Origin of the sequence: Pseudoalteromonas sp. bablab_jr011 (assembly GCF_016464045.1) — a bacterium.
GTDB classification, from domain to species: Bacteria; Pseudomonadota; Gammaproteobacteria; order Enterobacterales; family Alteromonadaceae; genus Pseudoalteromonas; species Pseudoalteromonas lipolytica.
The window spans coordinates 1-19,636 of sequence record NZ_JACDWU010000285.1 but is presented as its reverse complement, the minus strand read 5'-3'; the positions used below and the strand labels follow the sequence as shown (position 1 = coordinate 19,636).

Below are 19,636 nucleotides of genomic sequence, written 5' to 3'. Positions count from 1 at the left end.
ATGCCTAAAGACAATAGCAAATACTTATTTAATGGTGAGGAGTACCCAAAAGGACGTTTGGTACTGGCAGTTGTAAAAAACTTCATAAATATTAACCAACCTACATTAGACCAGTTGCGAGAAGCTTTTCCAAAGCCTCTTCAAGGTAGTATTGGTGTTTTCTGCACAGAGCAAGAATACTTGGCTCGCAAAGAAAACTCTAACGATCAGAAAGAGCGTTTTTTTACCAAACAAGATGAGAAATTATGTGTGGATGGGCAAAACATACTTGTTTGTACTGAGTGGGGAGTTGGTAATATTGAGAGTTTGATTAAACAGGCTCGAAATTTAGGCTTGGTTATTGATGCTGTGTCAGGCTCGGTTGAGATGCCTAAAATTTGGAAGGTATCGCACAGCCCTAAAGTTGAAGAATTTGATGCTACAGCACTTGAGTGGCTGAAAAATAATAATGTACTAGCGATTCATGAAAGCACAGGTAACGGTAGTGTTAACGCTTTTGAAAAGATGAAAAAGGGTGACATCGTATCACTTGGGCTTGGCAATACAGTATTTCGTATTGTAAGGGTTATATCCGATATTGAATATATAGAGGGTTCATCACTGAGCACAGAATGGTTAATGAGAAGATATGAGATCATTAAGGGTTTAGATAAATCTGTGAAATATACGGGTAAAAATAAACGATGGTCACCAAGGTATCCGGGTACATCATGGGAAGTGCCGATTAAAGAATATTGGATGTTCGAAGAAGAAATTCTTCAACCTTATTACGAGCTTACTCTTAAAGATTTAGGCTTTGATTCAAGCCAAATAAGTAAACCTACTAACCTCAGCTCATCGGTGGAAGTAATGAATACAGTTTCTCTTAACCAGATTTTATATGGTCCACCGGGAACCGGGAAAACCTATCACTCAATTCAAGCGGCGGTAAAAGCGGCGGAACCTGAAATTTTTAGTGCTCTTGGTATTAATGAAAGCTCAGGTGCAACACCTGAACAGCGAGCTGAATTAACTCGCCTTTACAAAGAGCTTTATAATGCAGGTCGCATAAGGTTTGTAACTTTCCATCAAAGTTATGGTTACGAGGAGTTTGTTGAGGGTTTAAGCGCTAAAACTGAAGGTGATCAACTTAGTTACTTTGAAAAAGATGGTGTGTTTAAAGTTATTTGTGATGAAGCTATTCGTAATTTTAAAGACAGTAAGAAATCTAAAACAGAATTAAATGATGAGTACAAATTTAACCATGCATTAGAAAGTTTTAAGTTGTCGATGTTTGATGATTCTGACGTGTACCCATTGACTGAAGCGTGTTCAATTTTAGCCATTGAAGATGATGGGTTTAGGTATGGTGGGAACTGGAACTCGTCTCCGATCATGAAATATGAAGACCTTAGAACATTGTATTTAAGTGGGGTCGAAAGTAGGCAGGGTATTAAAAAGTCAGAGAATGTTTCAGGATTAGCTAAACAACATGCGTCTTATTTTGTTAGAGCGTTAGAGGCGATAAAAAAACACATTCCAGAAGGTGTTATTAGCTCGGAACTAGCTCAGAAGCAGAACTATGTATTAATAATTGATGAAATCAATAGAGGTAATATATCAAAAATTTTTGGTGAGCTAATTACCTTGATTGAGCCATCAAAGCGTTTGGGGAAATCCGAAGCTATCGAAGTGACATTACCGTATTCCGGCGATAAATTTTCAGTGCCAGATAACCTTTATATTATTGGCACAATGAATACCGCAGATAGGTCTTTGGCACTTATGGATACAGCTCTTCGTCGCCGTTTTGACTTTGTTGAGATGATGCCTGATTACAATGTTTTATATAACGAAGACGGCTTGCCATTTAAAGTTGAAAATGGCGGATTTGAAATAGATTTAGCGCGTTTACTTAAAACAATGAATAAGCGAATTTCCGCGCTTTATGACAGGGAACATCAGCTAGGTCATGCGTTTTTAATGCCTGTTGTGGAAGCCATTGCCGCTGGTGAGAATGAGAAAGCGCTTCACGAATTGAAAAACTGCTTCCAGAATAAAATTATTCCACTACTCGCTGAATACTTTTTTGAAGACTGGCAAAAAATTCGCTTAGTTCTAGGTGATAATCAAAAGCCCGAAGCTTATCAACTTATTAAACAGTCAGATGTCGATTACGAAGTGCTCTTTGGTGATACTGAGGATGCTGGTGACATTGCCGATGACGTTCAAGATTATAAGTTGATAGAAGCTGACTCTGAACTTTGGACTGATCCTTTGACCTATAAGGGCATATATAGCGTTGGCAGTTTACCAAAGGATGAAGGTTAACTTACTCAGCATGATTAAGGGATTAAAACGACAAAAAACGACAAACGTTACCGTATTTGAGTATGGACTCTTAAGTGCTAGTTCTAAAGCGGCGGAAAAAGATAATGTTGAAGCAATATCGGAAGGTGCTTTTGAATATCTTAAAAAGTGTTGTTTATGTGATGAGTCGGAATCACGTTTTTTAAAGCTGAAAATTGCGCATGGCATGGAAGTGCTGCAAGTACAGAATTACGCTGGTGTAGTTCTTTGCCCTGATGGAACACAAATAGAAATACTCCCCAAAATCGCTAAAGCAAATAATCAAGAACGTACAGCTACAGCAGCGCAAAAGTCCTTGTTAATGATGCTCAAGTCATTAAAGCAGTTTCGCCACATTGAGACTGAGGTTGCGAGCATTAAGAAGCAAAAAATGCCATTGATGGAAATTTTTATCGCGCAGTTTTTAAATGCGGTAAATGTTCTCGTTAAGAAGGGCGTAAGAAGTGACTATGTTCGAGAGCAAATTAATAGCGCTTATCTAAAAGGCAAGCTTCTAAACAGCCAACAACTTAAACATAATTTTATTAATCGCCACAAGTTTTATGTTGAATACGATGCTTATTTGATGGATAGAGCGGAAAATCGACTTATTCATTTAGCACTAAAATCTGTCGCCTCATATACCAATGTGAATAAGAGTAAAAAGCTATCTCAGGAGCTGCTGTTTGCTTTTGATGAGGTGCCACTCAGTTCAAACTACAAGAATGACTTTTCTAGTGTAAAACTGCAACGAGGTATGCAGCACTACGATGTGCCTTTAAGTTGGGCAAGGCTAATATTGGAGGGCTACTCGCCTCAGTCAATGTTAGGTGAAAACAATGCTTATTCGTTATTGTTTCCAATGGAAGCCGTGTTTGAAAACTTCGTCGCTAAGTACCTGAAGCAACGAGTTTCCAGTCCTCAAAAGCTATCTTCTCAGGTACAAAGCAAATCACTGGTAACTTATGGTGATAAGAGTTATTTCCGCCTCAAGCCTGATCTATATCTTAAAGATTTCATCGGCATGGATACGGTATTAGATACCAAGTGGAAGTTAATCAATCAAAATAAAAAATCTGGCAAAGATAAATTTGGTTTATCGCAAGATGACTTCTATCAAATGCTGGGGTACGGCTACAAGTACCTCAACGGTGAAGGTGACCTCGTTTTGATTTACCCTAAAACAGATAGTTTCGATGAACCTCTTGAGCATAGCTTCAATTACGACAATGAAAATAGACTGAAATTAAGGGTACTACCTTTTGACGTTAGTCCTTACCGAGAAAGTAATGGCAATGAACGAATTGATTTAAGTTTATTAGGCATTAGCAATAAATAAGGCGAAGTATGAGCCACAGGATACTAAAAGGAACACAATGAAAATTAAATCGCTGAGTATTCAGAATTTTAAAGGAATAAAGGAAAAGGCTGTATTACCAGTAGCTCCTATTACCTTATTCTTTGGAGCAAATAGCACAGGAAAGAGTACTGTGTTACACGCGTTTTTATATCTTTATGAAGTTATTGCAAAGGGCAATTACGACCCCTTGGTTAGTAGTATTGCAGGTGAACAATTGTATTTTGGTGGATTTAAAAACCTTGTTCATGGAAAAGACCTTAATCAAGTAGTTACTCTTGGCGTATCGTTAGATTTTAGCCAAAGTGATAGTGATGTGTGGGATGACTATTTATCAGACTCTGAAAGGTGGCTGCTGGAAACAAATCTAGGTTTTTATCCTGACTCTGATGCGCCTGAAGTTAGCTTTGAAATTGACTTGAAATGGGACAACTTAAAAAAAAGAGTATTTATCAGTCGCTATGAATGCAAAAGTAATGGGACTTGTTATTTTAAAATTCAGTCTCAAGAAGGGAAGCCTGATAGCCAAATAACCCATTATCAACCCCTGCCGCACTGGCAAGTTGATGATGCCTTTCAACTTGAGAGTGTTTTTGAATCAGGTGAATGGCAAGATGTTTCACTCAGTGGTCAGAACTCTTTGCCAGATATATATAACCGACTTGATTTATCAGGAGCTTCTGTAGATTGGTCAAGCATATATGAAGAACACCCTTTAATTGCCAAGTTATTTGCAGAAGGAGCATTATCCCAAGCTACTTTAGCACCAATGAAACTGTTGGTTAAGAAGCTCGAAAATATGTTTCATATCGGGCCACTGCGTGTTGTGCCATCTCGTTCACTTGCCCTCTCGGCAAAAACCAATACAAACAGATGGTATGATGGCAAAGCAGGATGGGATCTCTTTGCATATAGCGGTAACAGTTTCCAAGATATCGTTAATGAAAAGTTTAATGCACCTTCTTATTTTAATTCAGGCTATAAATTTACAACTGAATCATTTGGTGACTCAACAAACTTAGACAAAAGAGTCGTAGTACAGGAGGTTTCTTCGGGTGTTTCGTTATTACCTTCGAGTGTTGGAGTTGGCTTATCTCAGGTATTTCCGTTTGTTGTAGCGACTAGTCTAGATAAGGACTTACTTATTGCATGCGAGCAACCGGAATTACATATCCATCCCAAGTGGCAGTTGGCGTTGGCTGATATGATGCTATCTGCTATTAATCAAAACCCAGAGCGAATATTCTTTATTGAAACGCATAGTGAGCATATTCTGCTGCGTTTGCTTAAGAGAAGACGGCTTACTGCTGAAGGTGAACTTGATGAGCGAAGTTTTCAGTGTTTAAAAGCAGATGTTCAAATAATTTTTTGTGAACAAGAGAACGGCAAAACAAAGCTAATACCGATTAAAACAACCGATGAGGGAGACTTTGACGCGCCGTGGCCTAATGGCTTCTTTGAGGAAAGAAGGGAGGAACTTTTCTAATGCTTCATTTAGAGTTTGCTGTTGCTCCACACGAAGTTACTTCTTTACATCATTTATCGATAATTGAGGCCAGAATGGGCTTTGAAAAAGGTGCCCTTTTATCTAGGTTTCCTAATGGATGGTTTCGAGAAGTTTCTGAACACCTGCGCCGAAATGTTGCTGCAAATAGAATTGACCGTACTACAGAAAAACTTCGGCAGATTAAAAATAATAAATTAGTAGCTTTTCAACGGGATTATGTTGGTGATGACTGGGCGCATGCAGCTCAAAATAGCCATGTTCAATCTCCATTTCATAGGGTGATCGAAGAGTCATTGAATGCACCTCCTCATTTAATATCTTCCATTGAAGATTTAGAGGAAGGTGATTTCGTTTTTGCTACACAATACCAGCGAAATGCTCAATCAATCGCAAGTGCTGCGCAAGCTTTGCTTAACGGAGCAGAAAAAGTAACGTTATATGACCCTTACTTTTGCCCAACAAAAGTAGGTTTTCTAAACACTTTAAAAGAATGCATGAATCTATGTAGAAAAGCTGATGTTGAATTTCATATTTTCTCTGAAGAAGACCGAAAACCAGATTGGCAACTTAGGCTAGGTTCTTTATTGGCATTAAAGGAAGATCTTCCCGCGAACATTCGTTTATTCTGGTACTGTGTCGATGATAATGGCTCAGGGTTCTTGCACTCTAGAGGACTATTTACTTCTAAAGGTGGACTCGTTTATGACCGTGGTTTTGAAGAGCCTAGTGACTTAGCACAAAGAGTTGAATTAACCGATGTTACGCCTATGCCAATCGGATTATTGACTGAAAAGGCAAGAGCATTCAATACAGCACAACAGTATGAGCAATTTACGTTAGTCAGAGACGTTTGGTCATCAAATTAATAAGCGATGTACTGCTACTAGGTGTGAAAAGGTAATAAATATTACTTTTAAGTGTTTTATATTGTCGTGTGTGTGCATTTGGTTAAGCTAAGTTGCTGAAAATTAAGTTATTTGATTTTGGCATCTATTGTGCATTTATAGGTAAATTCAAATTATAAGGAAGTGAAGTAAATGCCTGAAATACAAAAAGTTAGTTTGAAAATTCCTACTGTTTGGAATTGTGATGTTAAAGTCGATGGGAATAAAGTTGAAAGGTTGCTTTATCCAGAAATAAATACTGAGATTCACCTAGCTAATACAAATAATGCAGGGGTATTGCTCGCAACTTCTAATGCTGGTGCTTACCTTGAGCGTTTTCTGGTAGTTAAAAGTAGTAAATGTGATATTGACGCATATCCTGATTTACCTGTTTTGAAAGTTAAAAATTCAGCCGCTTTTAACGCTATTTCTTCTGAGACGGAAGTGATCTGGTTAAGGTCACCAGCTTGCTTTATCCAAGGAGTATCTCCAATTGATATCGCTAAATCATGGATTAATAAATTCAGTTTTAAGGAAGAAGATCTGGAGTTAGGTGTACATGGCCTCAGAACGCCCCAAGTGGGAGCGTTGCATGCCATTTCTGCTGAGTTTTCCAAGAGTAACATTGGACCTAGCACCGTAGTTTTACCAACAGGTACGGGTAAAACCGAAACTATGCTATCTACTGCTATTTATCATCGGTGTAGAAAGGTACTGGTATTGGTTCCGTCAAATTCACTTAGAGATCAAATAGGTGAAAAATTCAAAACGCTAGGATGCCTAAAAGAGCTGGGAGTCATCGAGAAGGATACCCTTTATCCAGCAGTGACAAAGATTAAACATGGTATCAAGTCTAGCGATGACGCTAAACAGATTGTAGAAAATTCGAATGTCATTATCGCCACACCTCAAATTCTTAATTCCAAGTTCTCTAAAGCTGGTGTTTTAGATGTTTTATGTGAGGGCTGTGATTATTTGTTTGTCGATGAGGCTCATCACATCTCAGCTAAAAAATGGAATGAAATTAAAGAAAAGTTTGCTGGGAAACGTGTTTTGCAATTTACTGCAACGCCATTTCGAAATGATACAGAGAGTCTTGGTGCCAAGATTATTTATAACTACACAATGGGTGAAGCGCAGAGAGCTGGCTATTTCACAAGTGTCCAATTAGAACCTGTAGAAGAGTACTTTCAGGAGCAGATGGATGAATCTATTGCTGATAAAGCTTTAGCTTTGCTTAAGAAGGATATTGGTGACGGTTTTGATCATTTGATGATGGCTAGGGTTCGCACTAAATCACGAGCGGAGGAAGTATATAAACTTTATAAACGCCTTGCTCCCAAATTGACCCCCATACTTGTTCACTCTGACTTGACAAAAACAGAACAAAACAAACGTTTAGACTTGTTAAAGGCTAAAACCTCAAAGCTTGTAGTATGTGTTGATATGCTTGGGGAAGGTTATGACCTTCCTAATTTAAAAGTAGCTGCAATTCATGATCACCATAAAAGTCTTGCTATCACATTACAGTTTATAGGTCGCTTTACGCGAGTGTCGAGCAAGGAAAAATTAGACGTTGCAAAGGTCGTCGTTAACATCGCTGATCCCGGTGTAGAGGGCGCACTTCAAAAACTTTATGCTTTAGGTGCTGATTGGGATGTAGTACTTAGGCGATTATCGGAAAATCAAATAGAGAGGGAAGTCCGCTTACAGGAAGTAGTTGACTCGTTAAAAGGTGAAGGTGATTTACATGATCAGTTATCACTTTGGAATTTACGACCATCTCATTCAGCTATGCTATTTAAAACCGATTGCGACAACTGGCAGCCAGAGAAATTTAAAGAGATAGATTTTGCTTGTAATGAACATTGGCATTCAATCTCAGTAGAAGAAAATATATTGGTGCTCCTCGCTGTCAAAAGTACGGCAGTAAAGTGGGGGCATTTCAAAGACATCAATGACATTAACTACAAAATATTAATCGCTCATTGGGATAGTGGTAGAGATGCGCTGTTCGTTTATTCTAATGACTACAAAAGCTTTAAGGTTGAAAAATTAGTTGAAAAGCTTTGTGGCGAATCATCATTCGTTATGTCTGGAAAGCAGATATTTAATGTTCTCAATAATATTGAATACCCTTTGGTTACCAATCTTGGCTCTGCACAGAATGGAGCTATTAGCTTCACACAGTTTTTCGGTCCAAACGTAACAGAGGGGCTGAGTGCAGTTGAAAAGTCTGCTTCTACTTTAAGTAACATAGCGGCTTTGGGATATGAGAATGGAGACAAAGTTTTGTGGGGGTGCTCGGAGAGAAAAGGAAAAGTATGGTCTCCGCAAGCAGGAACGATTGCTGATTGGTTAGATTGGGTAAAAGATGCTTGGGATAAAGTAGCTAATGGAAGTACCGATGAAGCGAACATTACACGAGACTTCTTGCGTCCGACTAAGATAGAAAAGCCTCATAACTCTAAACCTATTTCTATTCAGTGGGGTGAACAACTTCAGCAGAGGTTTGAGGATGGAGTTAGGATCTATTTTGGTACTGTATTCCAATATTTGTATGAGATTGATTTAAAGGTAGATTGGGACGAATCAAACAATAATCCAAAACTAGTTTTCCAATCTGAACTATATTGCTCTGTTTACGAATTGATAATTGATGGAGATTTACCGAAAGGCTACGAATATAAGTTAATTGAAGGCGATGAAATAAAGATCCAAATTGGCAATTCAGAAGAAATGCCTCTGATGGAAGAAATGTTGAAAGACCCAATATTTATTTATTACGCAGATGGATCGTTTTCATATAATTGCTATTGGGTAGAGGTAAAAAATAACATTGGTGAGTTTGATAGAGAACATCTAACTCCCGTTAAGTGGACAGTAGATATTACAAATGAATCGATGGGGGCAAGTCAAAAAGCAGACAGTGTGCAGTATCAAACTTGGAAAACAATTGAGGATGAATTCGATATCATCATCAATGACGATGATAGTGGTGAGGCTGCTGATTTAGTTGCCCTTAGATCTCTACCAGACAAAATCATTTTAAGTTTGTATCACTGTAAATATTCGCACGGAGCAACCCCCGGAAGGCGTTTGAGTGATTTATATGAAGTATGTGGACAGGCTCAGCGCTCAGTCCGTTGGAAGCATGTTGGGTTACCTTACGTTTATAAGCATATTAAAAAGCGGGAATCTGCTTGGAGAGGGAAAGGAAACAGTAGGTTTTTAAAAGGTAACATTGCAGCATTAGAAAACCTGAAAAATAGATCAAGAACAACACCCGTTGAGTTTCAGGTGACTATTGTGCAGCCCGGCGTACTTAAATCATCAGTAACTGAAGAAATGTTGAAGTTACTGGGCACTACGGAACTATTTATTAAAAAGACAACTATGGCAGAACTGCAAGTTTGGTGCTCTGGATGACATTGATTTAAATTATAAATAACCCGTTTAAATAGTTTCGAGAGTCATATTTTTTATGAGTAAATTGTATTTCTAGTGTGCCTATAACCTTTATCAATAAACCCAGACTCGAACTAGCAAGGTAGAGGTTATGTTGGTTCATCATTTTAGAATACTTTTAGGTAAACGATGATATATATTTATCATGTGGTTTAAAACTCTCTTTAGATTTGAGTAGCGCGAGTATTGAAGATAGCCGAATCCCTTTTCAGCTATAGTTGTTTAATCATTGATATTGTCAGGCCTATCGTGATTTGGGTTGTTGCGTGCATACTCGACACCATCACGTTTATAAACGTGTGTATCAGGATGTAGGCCTTGCTTAACTTCTCTTACAAGTTGAGCGCGTGATACTTCTCCTCGGCCTGTAATTGTGTAGCTATTATTACCACCATTTTGACCATCACCATTACCGTTGATGCTACTACCTTTTGCCATAATAGTTATTCCTAAATTAAAAATTAAAAGTCGTAGTGAACTCAAGAATAAAGGTACAACGCTTTATTTCACCTCCAGTGCTCACTTTTTATTATGTATGGATATACAGCTTATTTTTCAACCTGTTCTAATGATTTGTAGAGTGTTTTTCATACAATAAAAGGCATCGGTTTTTGGGGAAGTTTTATATTTTTAAAAAAATAAGCTATTGAATTATCTTTCCTTTTATTTCTAATTTATCTTTTTGTGTAATAAATAGATGGTTAGTGTTTAGTTTTGTTTTTATCTATTTAAACCAAAAAAAGATATTTAAAAACAGTTAGTTAAAAAAATAAATTTTGATATTTACTTGCTTAACTTTGATTTGCTGTTATTACTAAAAATAGAAGAGATATTTGGAGTAAATACAGTGAAAGATTTATATGTATCAGAATCAACAGTAAAACGAATCAAAGCGTTTAACGAAGCTAAAAAGCACGGTGTTCACATTCCATATGTGAGAAGCACATTCATGTCGATAGGAACGCGATCTATTTTCTTTTGTCCTGTCCAAAAGCGAGTTATCACATTGCTTGGCAAAGGTGAAAAGCATCTTTATATCACAAAGTTGTTTGAGCCAAATGTCGTTGAAATAAAAGAGCAATACCCGCTTGATTACGTGCGCACCCAAGAGATTGCTGATGCGCAGGGGGTGATTCATCCGCGTAAACATTTAACCGGTGAACTAACTGTTTTAACGACTGATTTACTCGTCACTTACCGTGATAAATCTGGCGCTCAATATCGCGTTGCTTACTCATTTAAGCACAGTATCGATGCGCGTAGTAAAACACGCACAATGCAAAAATTTGATATCGAAAAAGCCTATTGGGAACGATTTGGCGTGCGAACAGAGCAAGTCTTGAGAGATGATGTTTCAAAAATAAAAGCACATAACTTGCTGAATTATATTAATTACTACGATGCAGAACTTAGCGATAGTGAATTAAGAAAGTTTGTAAGTGCTTTACTTGATGATGTTATTGAACATCCTTGCAGCTCATTAAGAGAGTCATTGAAAGCTGTTTCTTCGTCACTCAAAGTTAAGCCATCACACTGCATGACATTGTTTGCAAACTCAATGTTTAAACACATTTTACCCATCGACTTGACGCAGAAAATTAAACTGCACAAGCCACTTAATCTATGCCCTGTCTTTGAGTATGAGGTTTAAGACTGATGTTTGCTGCAAATGACATACTGCAATTAACCCAAGCGGGCGTGGAAAAATATAAATCAAAGTTTGCTTCTGATGATGAGTTTTTAGTATCAAAAGTTATACAAGAGACGGATGAGTATGCTGAGTATTTTATCATAACAAACCTATCGTTGATGAAGCGCAAGAAAGAGCCGCAAAAGCCGCTCGCGCTGACAAGAAACCCGGCTCACAAGTACTTTAAGCACCTGTTGGATAAAGATGGTTGTGCTTTATTTCATTCGTATGAAGAGCTCTCACGTTTGAGCGATGAGCAGTTAAAAAATGAGCACCCTAAATGGTTAAAAAAGCGTGACTTTAGATGGTCTTTGATGGCGCCGTTTCAGTCAGATGAAGCGGTGTTGAAATATCTGTTAGGCCAGTTAGGCCACGCTATTACACAACATGCAATCGACTTGAATGTGAATGAAAAAGCTATCCGTCGACCGCTCAACTATTATATCTCTTTTGGTTTTCGTAAAAATGCACTTTTACCAATTGATTATGCAAAAATTGGTAGCAAAGGCCTGCGTGAAGGTATGAAAAAAACTGGCCCAAAACCAAAAAATTCAACAGAGTTGGCAACAAGAATGACGGAGCCTGATGATGTTACAAGGGTTCAGCGTCTTGCATTGAGAAATTGCGTTGACAAGAAAGACGGTAAGTTTTGTCTAAAGCATTTGCATATACTGTTTTTGAAAGAATATTGCTCTACTAAACGAATCGTTAAAAAAGGAAATGAAACACACTTTGAGCTTGAGATTGATGTTTCAAAAAGAATCAATGCTCAACAATTTAATCGTTTGTTTAAAAAAGCATTCGACTCAAAACAGCAGCAAGTATTAAAAACCGGTAAGTCAGCGTATCAAAACAACAGAAAAGATAAAACAGGCAACGCAGCAGAGGGCATTGAGCGTGCAGGGCAGTTGTGTGAATCAGATTCTACAGAATTAACAATTTATGTCGCTTACCCTCTCAATGCAAAAAAACGGCAGGCGGCTGGTAAAGTTTATATATGCATCGTCGTGTGCGTTAAAACGCAGCTAATAATGGGTTATTCATTAAACTTCGGCGCGCCACAATGGATGAGTGTGGCCGAAGCGCTCATTAACTGCGTGCAAAACAAGCAAGTATATGCTGAGCAATATAATGTTGAATTAGATGATGGCGATTGGCCATGCCAGCATTTTCCCGAAGGGCTGCGAGTTGACAATGGCGGTGAAAATACGCCGAACCAATTTTTAAATGTTTTAACTGATGACTTGGGTATTTCTTGTGTCGATTATTGTCCGCCTGCTAGAGGTGCTGCGAAAGGCACTGTTGAGAACATTTTACGCATTATTCAAAGCTTTATTTCAAATGTGACTGGCTCAGTAGAAAAGGGCCGCGATGCGAGCATTCAGCACTCATCTCAAAAAGCGGTTTTTCAGATTGATGATATTCATCGATTTATCATTCGCGCAATATCTATACATAACTCGATGCATGCTCGCGAGCGTCTATTATCCCCTGAAATGGCAACGGATGACGTTACGCCTACACCATCGGCTATGTGGTCACATCTAATGAATGACGAGTTTTTGGGCCGCCCAAAAATGTCACAAAAGCGGCTGCCTGAGCTCATGTACTCACTTATGCCAAAGCAAGTGGCAACAGTGGCGAGGACTGAAGTGAAGCTCAATGGACTTGGCTATCACAGTTGTTGGGCTGAAGCGCAGGGCTGGTTTGCAAAAGCGGTTGAGGGGCATTTTAAAGTTGATGTTATCAGCTTGGGTGGCTCAGTCGATGTAATTTATTTTAAAGATGACAGCGGTGAGCTTCAGCCGCTTGCGCTAAAAGATGAATATGAATCTTACAGAGGAATGACGGCGCAGCAAGCTCAGTTCAGACTCGATGAAATTAAAAGTCATCGAAAAGTACTTGAGTACAAAAAAGAAAATGCACTCGTCAACTTTGAGCATGAAATCGAGCAAGTTCAAGAATATCGTCTTAAAAACGACTTCAAAGATGCGCCGCCTAACACGCAGAAGACAATACAAGCAGGCATCGCTGAACGCAAAGCAATCATGATTGAAGATGAACAAAGACAAAAAGCAGAAAAGCAAAAAGCCCTTATGCAGCTTAAAGATGTCGAGAAAGCCAAAAATGAAAGTCAGCATGATAATTTTAATGAGTTTGATGAGGATATTTATTAATGAATTCTATTGTTAAAACTAAGGCCATCTATAAGCATCAAGCACTTGAAAAGTATCAAGGAAACCCTTTTGTTGAAGCGTTACCTCACGCCCTGTCACAGGACGATTTTTTTGAACTCATACGCGTTCTTAAACCTTTGCCGAGTGAACTTGAAAGCTTTTCTAAAATGGATGTAAACGATTTTATAGTTGACATGAAATCGATATACATTGAAACAAAGCATGCATATCAAGTTTACGAAAGTGTATATCTCCAGCTTAGACAGTGTTATGAAAAGCGTTCACCTCTGACAGCAAACTATAGAAAGCAATGCAACGCTACAAGTTATCGCTTAAAAAATAATGAAGCCTTTGATGTTTCAAGGCCAGCGGAGTATGTTGCCACTGTTCCATCTATACTTGTGAGTGGCGAAGCCGGTACAGGTAAAACTGTGACAATAAGACGTGTTTTGAGTCTTTTCCCTCAAGTTATTGAACATGAAGTGTACCGGGGTAATTTGTTTAAAAAGCAGCAGGTCGTCTGGTTGTCTTTTGACATGCAAGCATCTAAAAGTCGCAAAGCTTTAGTGTTTAATTTCTTTCATGAGCTTGAGCGTGTCGTAGGTCACCCGCTGACAGCAAACTTTGTGAGCAAGCGTGACTCAGTTGATCAGCTATTTCATGCAATGCAAAGTGCTGCCCAGCAGTATGACATCGGAATAATACATATTGATGAAGCACAATTTATCTTAAATCCATCATCAAAATTCAAAGATGCACCGAGCTTACCTGAGCTCGAAGCTCTTTTTAATAAGATAGGTGTGCCGATTATTATCTCAACAACTAAAGATGCATTAACAACATTTCAAAGTACCGCCAGTGAAGCTGAAACTAAAGCAACAAAACTACAAACAGTTCGACGACTGAGCTCTGCATCACATATTAAGTTTCCGCTTTGGCATCTGAACTCGTCACATTTTAAATCTTTTTTTACAGCATACTTCGACAATGACTTATTTAAAAATACTCATGTACATACTGATGAATTTAAAATTCAGTTACTCGTTCTCTGTGCTGGGGTAAGTGACGCAATATCAGCACTTGCTATTGCATTTATTCGAAACTATTACCTTATCACTCAAGAAAAAGAAGTTGAGGACTGTCTTGGGTTACTAAAAAAAGTATATAAAGCGCGACTTGAAACGTGGCATGCGCCGCTTTCGAAGTTGCGTAGAAATTATAATGTTCTGAATAAGTTAAATCAGCAATCACCTTTGAAGGGAGAAGATGATTTATCGAATTATTATGATGAAGCAGAAACGCACACTTTAAAACCTAAGCGAAAACGTACTAGTGCACATCACCTGAAGCCGGCAAGTGCAGTTGAGCGTATAGATGAAGGCGACGAAGTCATTGATGCTGATTCAATAGTTGCAAGTTATGAAAAGCGAGATGAGTCATGATTTATCAGCCGCCAGTCCCATTACCCGGCGAGCACGCTGCGAGCATAATGTATCGCTACTTTCAAATGACGCGATTTACAAAATTTGAAACAATGATAAAGTCAGAATATAACTCAAAATTAGACTCGCCAAGACGCCTGTGGCAGCCAGCATTTTTAATGCTCGCAGAGTCATTTTCGTCAAAATACTCACTCGCACGTTTCATTGAAAAGTATACAAATATCACTGATTACAGCCTGCTTTTAGATGAATCAGTTTTTAAAGATAGCTCTGTCGAAAGCATGCTGAACAAGCTATCTGGCTTCAAGTTTCATAACGCACTGAATGTATCACAAGATGTGTCTTGGCGTTACTGCCCAATGTGCGCGCGCGAAGACGATGAAAAGTTCGGTACAACATATTTTCATGTCGTCCATCAGTGCTTTTATAAGCGTGTTTGTCGAAAGCACAATGTGCTGCTTGAAAAAAGTGACCCTTATCATTTTTCTCTGCCGCCCTTAGGAACTGAGTCTGTGGCCGCTTCTGCGAGCGATATGAAAACAGAGGCGGTTTTATCAAGTTGGGTTGATGCGCTGAAAGAAATACCCCAAGAGGAACGCAAGATAAGAGCGTTGAATTTGATACATCAAAAAATATGTATTTTCTCTTATGACAGAAAGAATCCGTATCACGTGCAGCGAGTGCAATATGTTCAAAATCGACTTGCTAAACGCTTTAATCGCTCGCATTTCATGGCTTATTTTGAATGGGGAGCACTTGCATCTGGGTTGTATCCGCTCAATTCAGTCATTGGCCTAATGGGGTTTCTAGACCCTGCCAAAAACTTTCATCCGATGATTTATTTGATGTTAATCGATCTATTTTTAAAGCAAGATGAGCTTGATTTATCAATGCAATATTCACTTGCAAGCACGAAAGCGATTGAACGAGTACCGCCTGTTGTTTCACCGATTGAGATTGAAGATTTGATAAATGACAATGCCGCTTAACTAACGGGTATATAAGCAGAGGTTGATGATGCGAATGAAGCAAATATACCCACGTATTTACGATGGTGAAACTATCTATAGCATCGCATCACGCTTAGTGCTGAGTGATGTGTCATCATCGATATCTCAATCCATGCTGAATGTGTTTGAAAATAAAAATATTCAGTTAGATTCAATTTTGCCTTCTTTTATTAATCGCTTAGCCTTGGTCAGTGGCTGCTCACGCGACGAGCTTCTTGATAAACATTCGTTATTTCAATACTACGCATTGTTCTCAACAGAAAGTGTCAGAGCGCAAGCTAGAGCACTGTTGCTAAAAGATAACAGTATTGAAGCATTTAAAACCCTGGGGCTGTTAGCTAATCGCATCTCATGTCACGATGTTCATCAGTTTTGCCCTGTGTGTGCTCAGGAGCAAGAAAAGCAATTTGGTGAAGCATATTGGCTTAGAGCACATCAATTACCGTTAACCAACAGTTGTTATAAGCACCACTGCCGGCTTGTCTCTATACCCAAGCAACGAAAGCGGCTTCTTTTCCCGTTGATAGACTATGAGCCCTCATTTGTCATATCAACGCTTGAGCATAAACTCACATCGTTTAATTACGCTTTCAGTCAAGCACATTATTTTGATCCAGCGCGGCTCAGGCAAGCTTATGCAGTTAGGTTAATCAATCAAGGTTTGGCTACTACGCGTTTTGTGCGTCACAGTCTGTGGCGTGAGCAGATGAGAGTGTATTTTGATGAGTACATGAGCCATGATGCCGTTTTTAAGCTATTACAAAACGACGCAGAGTATGCTTTCCCCGCAAGCATTTTCTACAATGATGAAGCAATCCATCACCCATTAAAGCATTTATTGGTATGCACATTTTTGTTTGAACATGTTGATGATTTCATTGATGCTTATACTCAAAAAGAGCTATTGAAAGTGGTTCATTCTGAGCCAATTACACCGCAATCTGAAATAGATGCATTGCGACAAGACACTGTGCTAACGCTTTTAAGGCAGGGGCTCCCGCTTCGACAAATTATTCAGGTGGCTAACGTTAGTGCTGCAACAGTAAGAAATATCGCCAGAAAACACGCCATCCCACTAAAAACGCAAGAGCGCAAAATTAACGACGAAGTTCACCGCGCTATCACCATTCAGCTCATAATCGGCCGACACGTTGCTGATATTGCGAATAAATTTAACTTAAAAAAAGGCGATGTCGAGCAAGTCTTGAGCGGCCAACCAATCATTAAAGAGCTTCGGCGTCGCATTCGTTTTTATCGTCATCGTCAACAAGCGAGGCGCGCACTCATTGCAACGCTGTATACACTTAAAACGCCTACAATAACATTGTTACGCCGCAGCGCTGACAAAGAATACGTGTGGTTATTTAAGCACGATAAGCCATGGTTGAACTCATTCAAAAAGTTTTATTTTAAGAGTGGTTGAGAGGTGGTTTTGTTGTATTTTATCAAGATGGGTTGGTCTTTTTATTGAATGCGTTAAAGCTTAAAAAGACGCTAAAACTAGCACTAACGGAGGCATATGGATGAGTCATCAAGTGATTTGCTTTGATGTTAATCAGTTTAAAGAGCACGAGAGTGAGCCTGTTCATCGTTTAACTCTGCCGAGTTATGCGTTAGTTGAGTATACACAGGCTTTTAAAGAGTGCGTGTTAAAAAATCGGCAACTGCTACTTGAGCATAATTTACAAGAAGTTGTAGTAAAAACAACGATAGTGAACTGGTTTTATGATTTACATGAGCGGTTTCACTACGGTGTTGATTCATTCCTTCATATAACGGCAAGGAAAATTGCTTTTGCAGGGACTATGTCGCCACAAGTCGAGGCGCACTTTATTACTCCGTATGTAGATATCGAGGAAGTGATATTAGATGACACAGAAGTTGTATCGCTTTCTCGTAATACTCAATACTTGCCGTTTGTTCTATCACTGATAAAAGAGCTTGAAAGTAAAACGGAGCGATACGAAGAACTGTCAGAGTTATACTGGAAGCTAGAAGAGGTCAAAGAGCCGTTAAAAAACCTCGACGAAGCGTGTATTAATAAGTTGTCGCTTGATGCTGATAGTGCGCTGACTAAAGTTATTGAAGAGTCGAACCAACTTGATGCTCAAGTTCAAGCGCATGAACTTGAAATTGAGCAGTTGCTACAGCGCATTATATATAAAGCGTTTAATGTCGGTTTTGGTGATTTCATTTCATATGCTGAGAGTGGTAAAGGCACAGTGACGACTCTGCGGTTTGAGGGATGCTACTACCATGGTGGGCGTATCTGTTTTAGAGGGGCTGGTATTACAAAAACAGGGAAGGTCGGCAAACGTGATGCTTCATTTTACCTGAGTCTAGTGACAGCACCATGAATATTCAGACGCTACTATCACAGCTTAAAAAAGCCAGAAAACGTCGCGTTATTCTAAGTTATCATGCACGAGGGAGAGCAGGTGTCGATGTTAAAAATGAAGAATGGGCTGAGTGCTTAAGTGTTCTAAAGCAGTTATTCAAAGAGTTTAAAGCTGCTGGTTGTAATATTTTGATTTCATGGTGGGGTGAGATTTACATCATACCTAAAGGAAGCAACACAGCTTTTGAATTAAAGCTTAGCTATCAGTCTGATTTAAAGTTTGGGTATCACTTTAAGGATGAATTGAAGAAGAGTGCGTTTAAAGTATTGAGCTTTTCAACTCCCCAGCCTCAACTGTGTATTCAGATAAAAGCATACCGCAATAGGGCCTCATGGTATGTAAAGCCTATCGATTCAGTGCATGATGAAAATGCAGGTCTTGGTATGCATCTCTTTCATGAAATGATGGTTAGGTTAAAAAGATACACAACGCCCGGCTTAGAGCTTCATCTCGATAAAATTACACGTGAAGACCTGTTGGCGGTCATACATTATGGGGCTGCACTTAGTGGTCGTAGTTCAACACTTTACAACGTGAGTCGCCAAGTCAATTCACGGTTTTATTACGGAGAAATTCAATTAACGCAGCAAAGTGTGCGAATGAAAGGGTATTCAGCTGGTTTAGATACTGAAATTTTTATAAGACAAAAGGATATGGCGTTTATTCGTAAGCACTTATCAATGTTAGATTTTGAGCAGTCAGTTATACGACTTGAATGAATGGCTGGTGATGATACTTGAAGTTATGAGTGCGGCTCACTAAAGTTAATAGTAGACATCAAATGAGTGAGCGGAATATGGCTGAGTTTCAATCTAGCAACACAAGTAAATGCGACTTCTTATCTGTCGTCACTCAAGGTGAGCTAACAACGTTTTCAAACCCTCTTGCCGAAATCGATTTTACGAATACAGGTGTAACAAAAGCCGGTGTGTGCTCACTTGCTGACTCGTTGAACTGGAGCGTAGAAGTTATCGCTCAGAGCCTAAACACAACATCAGGCATGTTGATACGACATAAGTCAAAAAGGCTCAATAAGCAACTGACTGACAACGTCCTAGACATTGCAAAGCTAGGTCAGTTTTGTGTTAAGTACTTCGATAATGTTGAGAACTTCAATGGCTGGCTAGATACTCCGGTTTTACTGTTTAATGGCGAGCCTCCCCGTCGTTATATGAACTCTATTCGCGGTCGCGAATTGATAAAGCAAACAGTTAATAAACTAAAATACAGCCACACACGGCAAGATCATTATAAATTGAACTTATAGAATATGTAGTGATCAGATCAAGGCATAATAATCACCTTGGTCACGTAAAATATGAGCGCTACTTTTCTGAAACACTTTAATTCAATTACCGATCCTCGCATTGAACG

At 38.9% G+C, this 19,636-nt stretch carries 14 protein-coding genes; 13 read left to right on the top strand and 1 reads right to left on the bottom strand.

Annotation, left to right across the window (positions count from 1 at the left end):
* From JIG41_RS22930 to JIG41_RS16945, 5 genes are all read left to right on the top strand, one after another.
* The gene (locus JIG41_RS22930) at positions 1–2,310 is read left to right on the top strand and encodes an McrB family protein (protein WP_249406698.1); all 2,310 of its coding nucleotides are present in this window, start codon (positions 1–3) and stop codon (positions 2,308–2,310) included.
* A gap of 10 nt (positions 2,311–2,320) precedes the next feature.
* Complete coding sequence (locus JIG41_RS16960; protein ID WP_199525144.1) at positions 2,321–3,667, top strand: McrC family protein; 1,347 nt, start codon at positions 2,321–2,323, stop codon at positions 3,665–3,667.
* Between the two features lie 37 nt (positions 3,668–3,704).
* A complete protein-coding gene (locus JIG41_RS16955) occupies positions 3,705–5,171 on the top strand; it encodes an AAA family ATPase (protein WP_199525143.1) in 1,467 nt (488 codons plus the stop codon).
* Positions 5,171–6,058 (top strand): hypothetical protein, encoded by an 888-nt coding sequence (locus JIG41_RS16950; RefSeq protein ID WP_199525142.1) that lies wholly within the window; start codon positions 5,171–5,173, stop codon positions 6,056–6,058. The genes JIG41_RS16955 and JIG41_RS16950 overlap by 1 nt, the downstream gene beginning before the upstream one ends.
* A 171-nt stretch (positions 6,059–6,229) precedes the next feature.
* The gene (locus tag JIG41_RS16945) at positions 6,230–9,505 is read left to right on the top strand and encodes a DEAD/DEAH box helicase (RefSeq protein WP_199525141.1); all 3,276 of its coding nucleotides are present in this window, start codon (positions 6,230–6,232) and stop codon (positions 9,503–9,505) included.
* A gap of 261 nt (positions 9,506–9,766) precedes the next feature.
* Here JIG41_RS16945 and JIG41_RS16940 read toward each other — a convergent pair whose 3' ends face one another.
* Positions 9,767–9,982 carry a DUF3892 domain-containing protein gene (locus tag JIG41_RS16940; protein WP_199525140.1) on the bottom strand — a complete coding sequence of 72 codons (216 nt, stop codon included), beginning with the start codon at positions 9,980–9,982 and terminating at the stop codon, positions 9,767–9,769.
* Positions 9,983–10,391: 409 nt separating this feature from the next.
* On the opposite strand from JIG41_RS16940, the gene JIG41_RS16935 reads away from it, so the two are divergent.
* The 8 genes from JIG41_RS16935 (at position 10,392) to JIG41_RS16900 (ending at position 19,529) form a co-directional block, all read left to right on the top strand.
* Complete coding sequence (locus JIG41_RS16935; protein ID WP_199525139.1) at positions 10,392–11,195, top strand: TnsA endonuclease N-terminal domain-containing protein; 804 nt, start codon at positions 10,392–10,394, stop codon at positions 11,193–11,195.
* Between the two features lie 5 nt (positions 11,196–11,200).
* Positions 11,201–13,411, top strand: coding sequence for a hypothetical protein (locus tag JIG41_RS16930; protein WP_199525138.1), 2,211 nt, complete (start codon positions 11,201–11,203; stop codon positions 13,409–13,411).
* 167 nt (positions 13,412–13,578) lie between these two features.
* Positions 13,579–14,853 (top strand): ATP-binding protein, encoded by a 1,275-nt coding sequence (locus JIG41_RS16925; protein WP_199525137.1) that lies wholly within the window; start codon positions 13,579–13,581, stop codon positions 14,851–14,853.
* Positions 14,850–15,842 carry a TniQ family protein gene (locus JIG41_RS16920; protein WP_199525136.1) on the top strand — a complete coding sequence of 331 codons (993 nt, stop codon included), beginning with the start codon at positions 14,850–14,852 and terminating at the stop codon, positions 15,840–15,842. Before JIG41_RS16925 ends, JIG41_RS16920 begins: the two co-directional genes overlap by 4 nt.
* A gap of 25 nt (positions 15,843–15,867) precedes the next feature.
* Positions 15,868–17,286, top strand: a complete 1,419-nt coding sequence (locus JIG41_RS16915) for a TnsD family Tn7-like transposition protein (protein WP_199525135.1) — start codon at positions 15,868–15,870, stop codon at positions 17,284–17,286.
* Positions 17,287–17,386: 100 nt separating this feature from the next.
* Complete coding sequence (locus tag JIG41_RS16910) at positions 17,387–18,220, top strand: hypothetical protein (protein WP_199525134.1); 834 nt, start codon at positions 17,387–17,389, stop codon at positions 18,218–18,220.
* On the top strand, positions 18,217–18,981 hold the full coding sequence (locus tag JIG41_RS16905; protein ID WP_199525133.1) for a hypothetical protein: 765 nt from the start codon (positions 18,217–18,219) through the stop codon (positions 18,979–18,981). The genes JIG41_RS16910 and JIG41_RS16905 overlap by 4 nt, the downstream gene beginning before the upstream one ends.
* Before the next feature lie 77 nt (positions 18,982–19,058).
* Positions 19,059–19,529 carry a hypothetical protein gene (locus JIG41_RS16900; RefSeq protein WP_199525132.1) on the top strand — a complete coding sequence of 157 codons (471 nt, stop codon included), beginning with the start codon at positions 19,059–19,061 and terminating at the stop codon, positions 19,527–19,529.
* Positions 19,530–19,636 lie beyond the last annotated feature (107 nt).